Annotated in this window: 4 protein-coding genes, 1 rRNA gene and 5 pseudogenes; all 10 read left to right on the top strand. The window is 68.3% G+C overall.

The genetic code is table 11. From position 1 onward, the window contains the following. Window positions 1–133 precede the first annotated feature (133 nt). Window positions 134–1096, top strand: coding sequence for an N-acetyl-gamma-glutamyl-phosphate reductase (gene argC, locus H3H54_RS12785; protein ID WP_395962752.1), 963 nt, complete (start codon window positions 134–136; stop codon window positions 1094–1096). Between the two features lie 71 nt (window positions 1097–1167). Beyond that, complete coding sequence (gene argJ, locus H3H54_RS12780; protein ID WP_262424162.1) at window positions 1168–2337, top strand: bifunctional glutamate N-acetyltransferase/amino-acid acetyltransferase ArgJ; 1170 nt, start codon at window positions 1168–1170, stop codon at window positions 2335–2337. Then, window positions 2334–3324 (top strand): annotated as a pseudogene (argB, locus tag H3H54_RS12775) (acetylglutamate kinase). The gene argJ and the pseudogene argB overlap by 4 nt, the downstream one beginning before the upstream one ends. Then, window positions 3317–4530: pseudogene (locus tag H3H54_RS12770) on the top strand (acetylornithine transaminase). The pseudogenes argB and H3H54_RS12770 overlap by 8 nt, the downstream one beginning before the upstream one ends. Window position 4531: 1 nt before the next feature. Further along, window positions 4532–5513: pseudogene (gene argF, locus H3H54_RS12765) on the top strand (ornithine carbamoyltransferase). Continuing rightward, window positions 5510–6069: pseudogene (locus H3H54_RS12760) on the top strand (arginine repressor). Before argF ends, H3H54_RS12760 begins: the two co-directional pseudogenes overlap by 4 nt. 82 nt (window positions 6070–6151) lie before the next feature. Continuing rightward, the gene (locus tag H3H54_RS12755; protein ID WP_262424161.1) at window positions 6152–7387 is read left to right on the top strand and encodes an argininosuccinate synthase; all 1236 of its coding nucleotides are present in this window, start codon (window positions 6152–6154) and stop codon (window positions 7385–7387) included. Next, window positions 7384–8838, top strand: coding sequence for an argininosuccinate lyase (argH, locus tag H3H54_RS12750; RefSeq protein ID WP_262424160.1), 1455 nt, complete (start codon window positions 7384–7386; stop codon window positions 8836–8838). Before H3H54_RS12755 ends, argH begins: the two co-directional genes overlap by 4 nt. 231 nt (window positions 8839–9069) lie before the next feature. Continuing rightward, window positions 9070–10337 (top strand): annotated as a pseudogene (gene tyrS, locus H3H54_RS12745) (tyrosine--tRNA ligase). Between the two features lie 775 nt (window positions 10338–11112). Continuing rightward, window positions 11113–12632 (top strand): 16S ribosomal RNA (locus H3H54_RS12740). Window positions 12633–12934: the final 302 nt, after the last annotated feature.

Raw genomic sequence — 12934 nt, 5'->3', positions numbered from 1 at the left:
CGTCGCCGCAGGGCGCCGTGCCCGCAGGGAACGGTGCACAGCGACCCCGAGTGGCCGTCGTCGGCGCCTCCGGGTACGCCGGGGAGAGACCCTGCGGCTGCTCGCCGATCATCCGGGGATCGAGGTCGCGACCGTGGCCGCGCACTCGAGCGCCGGGAAGCACCTCAGCGAGGTCGCCCCGCACATCGACCTCGGCCATGACCCCGTCCTCCAGGAGACGAGCGTGGACACCCTGCGCGGGCACGACGTCGTCGTGCTCGCCCTGCCCCACGGCCAGTCCGGTCAGATCGCCGCAGCCCTGCGCGCCGAGGACCCGGACGTCCTGGTCCTCGATCTCGGCGCGGACCACCGCCTCGAGAGCGCCGAGGACTGGCAGGACTACTACGGCAGCGAGCACTCGGGCACCTGGACCTACGGCATGCCCGAGCTCCCGCTGTCAGACGGCACCCGGCAGCGCGAGCTGCTCGCCACCGCCCGGGAGATCGCGGTGCCCGGCTGCAACGCCACCGCCGTCACGCTCGCCCTGGCGCCGCTGCTGCGCGCGGGGCTGCTGGACGCCGCCGGGCTCAGCGCCGTGCTGCCAGTGGGCTACTCCGGTGCCGGCCGCTCACCGAAGCAGCATCTGATGTTCTCCGAGGCGTCCGGAACGGCCTCCCCGTACGCCGTCGGCGGCACCCACCGCCATGTCCCCGAGGTGCTGCAGAACCTGCGCCGCGCCACAGGCCAGGACGGTCAGCGACTCGGCTTCACCCCGGTGCTGGTCCCGATGAGCCGCGGCATCCTCGCGGTCTGCACCGCCCCCGTGGCCGAGGGCACCACCACCGCAGACCTGCTCTCGGCCCTGCAGGCCGACTACGCGGACGAGCACTTCGTCACCGTCCTGCCCGAGGGACGCTTCCCTGCCACCGGTGAGGTGGCCGGCGCGAACACGATCCGGATCGGTGCCGCGGTGGATCACCGCAGCGGCCAGGCCACGGTCATCTCCGCGCTCGACAACCTCGTCAAGGGCACCGCCGGGGCGGCGATCCAGTCGCTGAACCTCGCGCTCGGCATCCCCGAGACCACCGGCCTGACCCGGACCGCGCTCGCCCCCTGATTCCCCGGCGCAGGCCGGTGCCCGTACCCGGCCCGTGACCCCTCCGCCTCCCAGATCTCCCAGGAGCTCCTGTGACCATCACCCGCCCCCGCGGATTCCGTGCCGTCGGACTCGCCGCCGGCATCAAGTCCGCCGGCACCCACGATCTCGCCCTCATCGTCAATGACGGCCCCCGTGACACCGCCGCCGCGGTGTTCACCGCCAATCGGGTCCAGGCCGCGCCCGTGCTCTGGTCCCGTGAGGCGGTCTCCGACGGGCGCGCCCGTGCCGTGGTGCTCAACTCCGGCGGCGCCAACGCCTGCACCGGCCCCGAGGGCTTCGCCGACACCCACCGCACCGCCGAGCATCTCGCCGACGAGCTCGACATCGCCGCGCAGGACGTGCTCGTCTGTTCGACCGGACTGATCGGGGAGCGGCTGCCGATGGAGAAGTTGCTGGCCGGCGTCACCACCGCCACGCAGCAGCTCGCCGAGGGCCCCGAGGCCGACTCCGCCACCGCCCGCGCGATCATGACCACCGACACGGTGCCGAAGACCGCAGAGATCACCACGCCCTCCGGTGCGGTCGTCGGCGGGATCGCCAAGGGAGCGGGGATGCTCGCGCCCCAGCTCGCGACCATGCTCGTGGTGCTGACCACCGATGCGGACGTCGACGCGGAGATGGCCGATGCCGCCCTGCGCGGAGCCACCCGCACCACCTTCGACCGCGTCGACTCCGACGCCTGCATGTCCACCAACGACACCGTCATCCTGCTGGCCTCCGGCGCGAGCGGCCTCACCCTCGGCCTCGAGGAGCTCACCGAGGCGGTGCGCGCCGTCAGCGCCGATCTCGCACGCCAGCTGGTCGCCGACGCGGAGGGCGCGAGCCACGACGTCCACGTGATCGTCCGCTCCGCGAGCAGCGAGGGCGCCGCCCTCGCGGTGGCACGGGAGATCGCCCGCTCCAACCTGGTCAAGGCCGCGATCTTCGGCAACGACCCCAACTGGGGCCGCATCGTCTCCGCCGCCGGCTGCGTGCCTGAGGCCGTCGCCCCCTTCGACGTCGCAGACCTCTCGGTCACCGTCAACGGCATCGAGGTGTGCCGCGCAGGCGGCGCCCACCGCGACCGCTCCGAGGTGGACATGACCCCGCGCGAGACCCTCATCGAGGTCGACCTCGGCGCCGGCGATGCCACCGGCGACATCTGGACCAACGACCTCACCCACGACTACGTCGAAGAGAACAGCGCCTACTCCTCATGAACTCCTCCCCGCACAGCGTCCCGGCCGCGGAACCGGCCGGCGACGGGCCGCTCGTCGGCAAGAACCCGCTCGCCCAGCTCGACGCCGCCCGCACCGAGGCCCGTGAGAAGTCCGAGGTGCTCGTCGAGGCGATGCCCTGGATGCAGCGCTTCCGCGGAAAGATCGTGGTGGTCAAGTACGGCGGCAACGCGATGATCGACGAGGAGCTGCGCCGCGGCTTTCGCCGCGGACATCGTCTTCATGCGTCTCGCCGGCATCCGGGTGGTCGTCGTCCACGGCGGCGGCCCCCAGATCAACGTGATGCTCGAGCGGCTCGGCAAGGAGTCCACCTTCCGCGGTGGGCTGCGCGTGACCGACGCCGAGACCATGGACATCGCCCGGATGGTGCTGGTGGGCCAGGTGGGCCGGGAGCTCGTGGGTCTGATCAACCACCACGGGCCCTTTGCGATCGGCATGTCGGGGGAGGATGCCCGCCTCTTCACCGCCACCCGGCGCGGCACCGTCGTGGACGGTGAGGACGTCGACCTCGGGCATGTCGGTGCGGTCTCCGGCGTCAACATCGACGCCATCAGCGACCTGCTCGAGAGCGGGCGGATCCCGGTGATCTCCTCGATCGCTCCCGAGATCGACGCCGAGGGCGAGCCCACCGGCGAGGTGCTGAACATCAACGCAGACCTCGCCGCCGCCGCCCTGGCTGAGGGGCTGGATGCGGAGAAGCTGGTCATGCTCACCGATGTCGAGGGCCTCTACCGCGACTGGCCCGACCGCGCCTCGCTGATCCCCGAGGTCTCCGCCTCGGAGCTGCGGGAGATGCTCCCCTCGCTCACCGCCGGGATGATCCCGAAGGCCGAGGCGCTGCTGGGGGCCGTCGACGCCGGAGTGCGCACGGCGGCGATGATCGACGGCCGCATCGAGCATGCGGTCCTGCTGGAGGTGTTCACGACCAAGGGCGTGGGCACCATGGTGAGGAGGGACGACTATGTCTGATCAGGAACACGCCGACGAGCTGGCCCAGCGCTACGGCGAGGCTCTGCTGCCCGTCTTCGGCAGGCCGCAGAAGGTCCTCGCCCGCGGCGAGGGCGTGCACGTGTGGGACACCGACGGGAAGCAGTACCTCGACCTGCTCGCAGGGATCGCCGTCAACGCGCTCGGCCACGCCCACCCCGCGCTGCTGTCCGCGATCACGAAGCAGGCGGAGACCCTCGGACACGTCTCGAACTTCTTCGCCTCCGCGCCGCAGATCGAGCTCGCCGAGAAGCTGCTGGAGCTCTCTGCGGCACCCGCCGGCTCCGGGGTGTTCTTCGCGAACTCCGGCACCGAGGCGAACGAGGCAGCGTTCAAGATCGCCCGCCGCACCGGCCGCCCCCGCATCCTCGCGCTGACGAACTCTTTCCACGGCCGCACCATGGGCGCGCTCGCGATCACCTCCAAGGAGGCGTACCGGACCCCGTTCGAGCCGCTGCCCGGCGGTGTCGAGTTCATCGCGGCAGGGGACGAGCGGGCCCTCGCCGAGGCGCTCGCCCCGGGTGATGTGGCCGCGGTGTTCGCCGAGCCCATCCAGGGCGAGGCCGGGGTGCGCGCCCTCAGCCATGACTACCTGCGCGCGCTGCGGCGCCTCACCCGCGAGCACGGCACCCTGCTGATCCTCGACGAGGTCCAGACCGGCATGGGCCGCACCGGGCACTGGTTCGCGCACCAGGCGGTCGAGGGCCTCCAGCCTGACGTGATGACCCTCGCCAAGGGCCTCGGCGGCGGCTTCCCGATCGGCGCTGTGATCAGCTACGGACCCGAGGTGCACGATCTGCTGCAGCCCGGCCAGCACGGCACCACCTTCGGTGGGAACCCGCTGGCCTCCGCCGCCGCGCTCGCCGTGATCGGCACGATCCTCGAGGACAGCCTGCTCGCCCACGTCCGCGACGTGGGGAGGAGCTGACCCGCGAGATCCTCGCGCTCGAGCACCCGCTGATCCAGGAGGTGCGCGGCACGGGGCTGCTGCTCGGCATCGGGCTGAACGCGCCGATCGCGACCCAGCTGGTGGCGGCGGCCCTCGAGGCCGGCTTCATCGTCAACGCCCCGGATGCGTCCACGCTGCGACTCGCCCCGCCGCTGGTGATCACCCCGGCGCCGCTGGCGACCTTCACCGCTGCCCTGCCCGCGCTGCTCGAGGCCGCCGCGCCCGAAGGAGAGAACTGAGATGCCCCGCCACTTCCTGCGCGACGACGACCTGAGCCCGGCCGAGCAGAAGGAGGTCCTCGCCCTCGCGCTCAGCCTCGCCGAGGACCGCTTCGCCGCACGCCCGCTCGAGGGTCCCCGCACCGTCGCGATCATGTTCGACAAGTCCTCCACCCGCACCCGGATCTCCTTCGCCACCGGCGTCGCCGAGCTCGGTGGCAGCCCCTGGTGCTCGAGGCGGCATCGAGCCAGCTGGGCCGCGGCGAGTCGATCGCCGATACCACCAAGGTGCTCACCCGCATGGTCTCCGCGATCGTGTGGCGCACCTTCGGGCAGGAGCGGATCCAGGAGATGGCCGAGCACTCGACGGTGCCCGTCGTCAATGCGCTGACCGATGAGTTCCACCCCTGCCAGATCCTCGCGGATCTGCAGACCATCGCCCAGCACACCGGCGGACTCGCGGAGGGCGACGCCGCTCTGGCCGGGCGCTCCCTGGCCTACCTCGGGGACGGAGCCAACAACATGGCGCACTCCTACCTGCTGGGGGCGTCACCGCGGGGATGGACGTGCGCATCGCCTCGCCCGCCTCCCATCGGCCCGATCCCCAGATCGTGGCCGACGCCACCGCGATCGCCGAGCGCACCGGCGGCTCCGTCACCCTCACCGAGGATCCCCGCGCCGCAGTCAGCGGCGCGACCGCCGTCATCACCGACACCTGGGTCTCGATGGGCCAGGAGGGCGAGGACGGACGCGGCGAGGCGACGTTCGCTCCCTTCCAGGTCACCGAGGAGCTCATGCAGCTCTCCGGCGGGATCTTCCTGCACTGCCTGCCCGCCTACCGCGGCAAGGAGGTCACCGCCGAGGTCATCGATGGTCCCGCCTCCGTGGTCTGGGACGAGGCGGAGAACCGCCTGCACGCCCAGAAGGCCCTGCTGACCTGGTTGCTCGAGCATCCTGACCAGGCCACCGCGGCGCAGGCGCTGCCGGCGGGAGAGCGACGATGACCGATTCACGCCGGGCCCTGGCCCAGACCAAGACCTCCCGTCAGCAGCGGATCGTCCAGATCCTCACCCACCAGGAGGTGTCCTCCCAGTCACAGCTCGCGCAGCTGCTGACGGCCGAGGGCATCGAGGTCACCCAGGCCACCCTCTCCCGCGACCTGGTGGAGCTGCAGGCGGAGAAGATCCGCGGCTCGGCAGGCAGTCTCGTCTACCGCCTTCCCCGGAGGGCGGGTCCGTCCGCCCGGCGACCGCACCGGAGAACGAGCTGCTGGAGGCGCGCCTGCCGCGACTCGCCGAAGGGCTGCTCGTCTCCGCGGAGGCGAGCGGCAACCTGGTCGTGGTGCGCACACCGCCCGGAGGTGCGCAGTATCTCGCCTCCGCCATGGACCGCTCCGTGATGCCGGATGTCCTCGGTACGATCGCAGGCGATGACACCGTGCTGCTGGTGTCGCGAGACCCCGCGGGCGGTGATCGACTGGCCGAGCGCCTGCTCGATCTCGCGGAGGGCCGACGGGAGACCGCCGACCCATCGGCCCCTGACACACCCCGCAGCGCCTGACCCCTCGACCGCATGAACCCCGGGCACCGGCCCCGCCGTGCCCACCTGAACCCTCTGTGAACCACGACTAGGAGCATCTCCCGTGACCGAACGCATCGTCCTCGCCTTCTCCGGCGGCCTCGACACCTCCGTCGCCATCGGCTGGATCCACGACGCCACCGGCGCCGACGTCATCGCCTGCGCGGTGGACGTCGGCCAGGGCGGCGAGGATCTCGAAGTCATCCGCCAGCGCGCTCTGGACTGCGGGGCCGTCGAGGCCTATGTGGCCGACGCCCGCGACGAGTTCGCGAACGAGTACTGCATGCCGGCGCTCAAGGCGAACTCCCTCTACATGGACGCCTACCCGAACGTCTCGGCGATCTCCCGCCCGGTGATCACCAAGCACCTGGTCAAGGCGGCCAAGAAGTTCGGCGCCTCCACGGTCGCCCACGGCTGCACCGGCAAGGGCAACGACCAGGTGCGCTTCGAGGTCTCCATCACCTCGCTGGCCCCCGAGCTCAAGTGCATCGCTCCGGTGCGTGACCTCGCCCTGACCCGCGACAAGGCGATCCAGTACGCCGAGCGCAAGGGCCTGCCCATCGAGACCACCAAGCACAACCCCTTCTCGATCGACCAGAACGTCTGGGGCCGCGCCATCGAGACCGGCTTCCTCGAGGACATCTGGAACGAGCCCACCAAGGACGTCTTCAGCTACACCGACGACCCCGCCTTCCCGCCGGTCGCCGATGAGGTCGTCATCAGCTTCGAGCGCGGCATCCCGGTCGCGATCGACGGCCGCGCGGTCACCCCGCTCGAGGCCATCCAGCAGCTGAACAGCCGCGCCGGAGCCCAGGGCATCGGCCGCATCGACATCGTCGAGGACCGCCTGGTGGGCATCAAGTCCCGTGAGGTCTACGAGGCGCCCGGCGCGATGACGCTGATCACCGCGCACCAGGAGCTCGAGCGCGTCACCCTCGAGCGCGAGCAGGCCCGCTTCAAGCGCTCCGTCAGCGACCGCTGGACCGATCTGGTCTACGACGGCCAGTGGTTCTCCCCGCTGAAGAAGTCCCTGGACGCCTTCATCGATGACACCCAGCGCTACGTCAGCGGCGACATCCGCATGACCCTGCACGGCGGCCGCGCCACCGTGACCGGACGCCGCACCGAGACCGGCCTGTACGACTTCAACCTCGCCACCTACGACGAGGGCGACACCTTCGACCAGTCCAGCGCCCGCGGCTTCATCGACATCTACGGACTGGCCGCCAAGCAGGCCGCAGCGCGCGACGTCGCCTTCGGCAACGGGGAGGACCTGGACGCCGCCGAGGATCAGGAATGAGCCAGGACCCTCACGCGCCGGGCGGCGACGCCTCTGCCGCCCAGGAGAAGGCCTCCCTGTGGGGCGGACGCTTCGGCTCCGGCCCTGCGGCCGCGCTGGCGGCGCTGTCGGTGTCCACGCATTTCGACTGGCGCCTGGCGCAGTACGACCTGCGCGGCTCCAAGGCCCACGCGAACGTGCTGCATGCGGCCGGTCTGCTGAGCGATGACGAGCTCGCCGGGATGCAGGGGGCGCTCGATCGTCTCGCGGCCGACGTCGCCTCCGGCGCCTTCGCCGCCGCTCCCGACGACGAGGACGTGCACACCGCGCTCGAGCGTGGCCTGATCGAGCGGGCGGGGACGGAGCTCGGCGGCAAGCTGCGCGCCGGTCGCTCCCGCAACGACCAGATCGCCACCCTGATCCGCCTGTTCATCCGCGACCAGTCGCGGGCGATCGGCGATCAGGTGCTCGACCTGGTGGACGTGCTGGTGGCGCGTGCCCGCGAGGTGCACGGCGCACCCATGCCGGGCCGCACCCACCTGCAGCACGCCCAGCCGCTGCTGCTCAGCCACCACCTGCTGGCCCACGCATGGCCGCTGCTGCGTGACGTCGAGCGGCTGCGGGACCTCGATGCCCGCGCGGACAGCTCGCCGTACGGCTCCGGCGCCTTGGCCGGCTCGAGCCTCGGGCTGGATCCCCAGGCCGTCGCCGCGGAGCTGGGCTTCTCGGACTCGGTGTGGAACTCCATCGACGGGACCGCTTCACGCGATCTCACCGCCGAGTTCTCCTTCGCCCTCGCGATGATCGGCATCGATCTGTCGCGCCTGGCTGAGGAGATCATCCTGTGGAACACCAAGGAGTTCTCGTTCATCACCCTGGACGACGCCTACTCCACGGGCTCCTCGATCATGCCGCAGAAGAAGAACCCGGACATCGCCGAGCTGGCGCGTGGCAAGGCCGGTCGCCTGGTCGGCGACCTGGTGGGACTGCTGACCACGCTCAAGGCCCTCCCGCTCGCGTACAACCGTGATCTCCAGGAGGACAAGGAGCCGGTCTTCGACCAGGTCGACTCGCTGGATCTGGTGCTGCCGGCCTTCACCGGCATGATGGCGACCCTGGTGTTCCACACCGACCGGATGGCCGAGCTCGCGCCCCAGGGCTTCTCGCTCGCCACGGACATCGCCGATCACCTGGTGCGGCGCGGTGTGCCCTTCCGCAGCGCCCACGAGATCTCGGGAGCCTGCGTGAAGGTCGCCGAGTCCCAGGACAAGGAGCTGTGGGATCTCACCGACGAGGAGCTGACCTCGATCTCCGAGCACCTGGACGGCTCGGTCCGCTCGGTGCTCTCGGTCGAGGGCTCCATCGCCTCGCGTGACGCCAAGGGCGGCACCGCCCCCGCCCGGGTCGCGGAGCAGGAGGACGCCGCCTCCGCAGCGATCTCTGCGCTGCGCGGATTCACCCGCGACCGCTGAGCACCGCGCGCCCCGCTTCTCCAGACCCGGGGGAGCGGGGCGTCTTCGTCCCGCGGCCCGACGCCGGGATGCCGTGCGGAGCGCGCATCTGTGACAATGGCGCACGGACACCTTCCACAGGTGACCGCCCCGGCACCCTGGGGGACCTCGTCCACCACCGTGCCAGCACCACCCCGGCTGTTCCCGGCCGGGGCCATCGGCACCCCGTGCCACCCCGAGAGGAACTGATCGATGCATTCCGTCCTGGACGAGCTCGCCTGGCGAGGACTCGTCGTGCAGACCACCGGGCGCGAGGCGCTCGGCAGCGCTCTGGCGGACGGACCGATCAGCCTGTATTGCGGCTTCGACCCGACCGCGGCCTCCCTCCATGTCGGGCATCTGACGCAGGTGCTCACGATGCGCCGCCTCCAGCTCGCCGGCCATCACCCGTACGCGCTCGTCGGGGAGCGACCGGCCTGATCGGCGACCCCCGCATGTCGGGCGAGCGGGTGCTCAACGACGCCGAGATCGTCGGCGCCTGGGTGGACAGCCTGCGCGGACAGATCTCCCGTTTCCTCGACCTCGAGGACGAGTACGCCGTGACCATGGTGAACAACCTCGACTGGATCGGGCAGATGAGCGCCCTGGACTTCCTGCGGGACATGGGCAAGCACTTCCGCATGGGCACCATGCTCGCGAAGGACACCGTGGCCCGTCGCCTGCAGAGCGATGAGGGCATCAGCTACACCGAGTTCAGCTACCAGGTGCTCCAGGGCATCGACTACCTCGAGCTGCATCGCCGTCACGGGGTCTCCCTCCAGTACGGGGGCAACGACCAGTGGGGCAACCTGCTCGCGGGCGTCGACCTGATCCACAAGGTGGAGGGCCATGAGGTCCATGCGCTGACCACACCGCTGGTCACGAAAGCGGACGGCACCAAGTTCGGTAAGAGCGAGGGCGGAGCGGTCTGGCTGGATGCCGAGCTGACCAGCCCGTACGCGTTCCACCAGTTCTGGCTCAATGCGGCCGACGCGGACGTCGTGAACTACCTGAAGTACTTCACCTTCCGCACGCAGGAGGAGATCGCTGAGCTCGAGCACGCCACCGAGGCCGCTTCGCACGAGCGCGCTGCTCAGAAGCTGCTCGCCGATGAGATCACCACGATGGTGCACGGAGAGCAGGCCACGACGCAGGCCAAGGCGGCGGCTGCGGTGCTGTTCGGACGCGGCGATGTGCGTGAGCTCGATGAGCCGACGATCAGCGCGATCTCCCGTGAGCTGCCGGGCGCGGAGGTCTCCACGACCACGCCGCTGGTGGACGCCTTCGTTGAGGCAGGTATCGCCGCCTCGAAGGGTGCCGCTCGGCGGGACGCGGCAGGTGGAGGCCTCTCGCTCAACGGGGAGAAGCTGACGGCCGACGACCTGGCCCGCGAAGCGGGCGACTTCGACCCGCTCCCGGGCAGGCATCTGCTCCTGCGTCGAGGACGCAAGAACGCTGCGATGGTCCGCCTCCTCGGCTGAACGCCGGACCCATCGATCACGAGCCCCGTGCACTGCGCCTGCAGTGCCCGGGGCTCGTGGCGTTCCCGAGTAAGGCAGAACCGATGTTGTGGAGCTGCAGCAGCGGAGCCGACGCGCCCGGATACGGAGCCGAACGGAAAGTGTCAAGCCGACGATAAGCCGCGGTGACGCCTCTCTCAGACGTGGGTCACATCCAGGTGAACGAGCGCTTTCCCGAAACCGCGAAACGCGGGTTGACCTGCAGGTTTGGTCGGTCAGCGAGGTGAACGGAGCCTGAATCCCCGGGTTTGACGGCCCCCGCCGGGACCCGTAATGTTCTTTCTTGTCAGCAGCGAGAACGCAGACACGAAGGGCCGACAGTCTCCCAGCGGGAGTCGCCGGAACGGAGTGGAGCGGGATCGCCGCAGGGCAGTCGGACCGGGTAACCGGGAAGGCGTCCGTGAGCAGGTCGCAGGGGGATTGCAGGTTGATCCGAACGAGACCGGGAGCACACGGAGCGGAGTTGCGAAGGGCCGCGAGAAACTGCTAGGGTAGTGACTTGCGCCGGGGCGACGAAGCAAAACTTCAGTCGGACGGAATCTTCCGCCGGCGCCACCGAGCCTCTGACTCGATCCGCCGCAGCGGGGAGACGACGATGTGCGCGTGTTGCTTGATATCTCAATAGCGTGTCTGTTTGTTGATGCCATTATTTTGAATGGCAATTATAATACGGATGATACAGCAGTTATATGCTGGTTGTTTGTTTATGTTGTCAGGATACTGTTTTTCATGTTTTTTCATGGAGAGTTTGATCCTGGCTCAGGACGAACGCTGGCGGCGTGCTTAACACATGCAAGTCGAACGATGACGGTGGTGCTTGCACTACCTGATTAGTGGCGAACGGGTGAGTAACACGTGAGTAACCTGCCCTTCACTTCGGGATAACCTCGGGAAATCGTGGCTAATACCGGATATGAACCCTTGTCGCATGGTGGGGGTTGGAAAGATTTATCGGTGAAGGATGGACTCGCGGCCTATCAGTTTGTTGGTGAGGTAATGGCTCACCAAGACGATGACGGGTAGCCGGCCTGAGAGGGCGACCGGCCACACTGGGACTGAGACACGGCCCAGACTCCTACGGGAGGCAGCAGTGGGGAATATTGCACAATGGGCGAAAGCCTGATGCAGCGACGCCGCGTGGGGGATGACGGCCTTCGGGTTGTAAACCTCTTTCAGTAGGGAAGAAGCGAAAGTGACGGTACCTGCAGAAGAAGCGCCGGCTAACTACGTGCCAGCAGCCGCGGTAATACGTAGGGCGCAAGCGTTGTCCGGAATTATTGGGCGTAAAGAGCTCGTAGGTGGCTTGTCGCGTCTGCCGTGAAAACCCGAGGCTCAACCTCGGGCGTGCGGTGGGTACGGGCAGGCTAGAGTGTGGTAGGGGAGACTGGAACTCCTGGTGTAGCGGTGAAATGCGCAGATATCAGGAAGAACACCGATGGCGAAGGCAGGTCTCTGGGCCATTACTGACACTGAGGAGCGAAAGCATGGGTAGCGAACAGGATTAGATACCCTGGTAGTCCATGCCGTAAACGTTGGGCACTAGATGTGGGGGACATTCCACGTTTTCCGCGTCGTAGCTAACGCATTAAGTGCCCCGCCTGGGGAGTACGGCCGCAAGGCTAAAACTCAAAGGAATTGACGGGGGCCCGCACAAGCGGCGGAGCATGCTGATTAATTCGATGCAACGCGAAGAACCTTACCAAGGCTTGACATGCACCGGACGGCCGCAGAGATGTGGCTTTCTTCGGACTGGTGCACAGGTGGTGCATGGTTGTCGTCAGCTCGTGTCGTGAGATGTTGGGTTAAGTCCCGCAACGAGCGCAACCCTTGTTCTATGTTGCCAGCACGTCATGGTGGGGACTCATAGGAGACTGCCGGGGTCAACTCGGAGGAAGGTGGGGACGACGTCAAATCATCATGCCCCTTATGTCTTGGGCTTCAAGCATGCTACAATGGTCGGTACAATGGGTTGCGAAACTGTGAGGTGGAGCGAATCCCAAAAAGCCGGCCTCAGTTCGGATTGGGGTCTGCAACTCGACCCCATGAAGTCGGAGTCGCTAGTAATCGCAGATCAGCAACGCTGCGGTGAATACGTTCCCGGGCCTTGTACACACCGCCCGTCAAGTCACGAAAGTCGGTAACACCCGAAGCCAGTGGCCCATCCTCGTGAGGGAGCTGTCGAAGGTGGGATCGGTGATTGGGACTAAGTCGTAACAAGGTAGCCGTACCGGAAGGTGCGGCTGGATCACCTCCTTTCTAAGGAGCATCACCAATTATGGTGGCCATTTTCCTGCCCGAGTGTGGTGGGGGTGGTTGCTCAAGGGTGGAACATCAACGAATAGGCACTTCATCAGCCGGTATGGCTTGCTAGTACAGCTCCCTTTGGGGGTGTGGAACGTGGGTTGCTGGGTGGTTTGAGGTGGAGACACGCTATTGGGTTGTGAGGCTGCACGCAGCCCCATGACCCTGGTCGCTTTGGTGGCTGGGGTTTTGTGGGGTGTGTGGCTGGTCCTCCCTGATGCTGCCCCCGTGATTGCGTGGGTGGTGTTGGTGTGGGG

Source organism: Brachybacterium sp. Z12 (assembly GCF_014400405.1).
Taxonomy (GTDB): Bacteria; Actinomycetota; Actinomycetes; order Actinomycetales; family Dermabacteraceae; genus Brachybacterium.
Note: the sequence above shows the minus strand (reverse complement) of the source record. Positions and strands in the feature narration are given on the sequence as shown.